The sequence below is a fragment of the Blautia sp. MSK17_66 genome (genome assembly GCF_020538025.1).
Taxonomy (GTDB): Bacteria; Bacillota; Clostridia; order Lachnospirales; family Lachnospiraceae; genus Blautia_A.
This window is the reverse complement of record NZ_JAJBNQ010000089.1, coordinates 1-498: the sequence shown is the minus strand read 5'-3', so window position 1 is coordinate 498 and position 498 is coordinate 1. Positions and strand designations below refer to the sequence as shown.

General features: G+C 39.0%; 1 rRNA gene. It reads left to right on the top strand.

Annotation, left to right across the window (positions count from 1 at the left end):
• The first annotated feature begins 165 nt into the window (after nt 1-165).
• Nucleotides 166-283, top strand: a 5S ribosomal RNA gene (rrf, locus tag LIR34_RS17605).
• Nucleotides 284-498: the final 215 nt, after the last annotated feature.

The window sequence follows — 498 nt, the reverse complement described above, 5'->3', positions numbered from 1 at the left end:
CGTAACAAGGTAGCCGTATCGGAAGGTGCGGCTGGATCACCTCCTTTCTAAGGAAATGGATAAAGTAGGTTGTGAATGCAGCTGAATCAATCCAACTAAAACGGAAGAAGAAGTAGAAAATTGAATGTGTTTTACTGCCTAGTTATCAAAGATAACTTAAAGATTTCTGGTGGCGATGCGCTTGTGGGAAACACCCGTTCCCATCCCGAACACGACGGTTAAGACGCAAGCGGCCGATGGTACTGCACTGGAGACGGTGTGGGAGAGCAGGTGGCCGCCAGATCAAAAAAAGATTAAAGAAAACTGGTTTTACCAGTGATATAAGATGAAAAGAAAACTTTTCTTCTTATATGACTGATAAAATATCAGTCAGTATCGTACCTTGAAAACTGCATACATGTAAATTTGATTAACTAATCAAATATCCTTGATATAAAACGTAAAAACGTAAGATAGGAAGACATCGATAATTAAATTATCAATAAGCAACGAGAATCA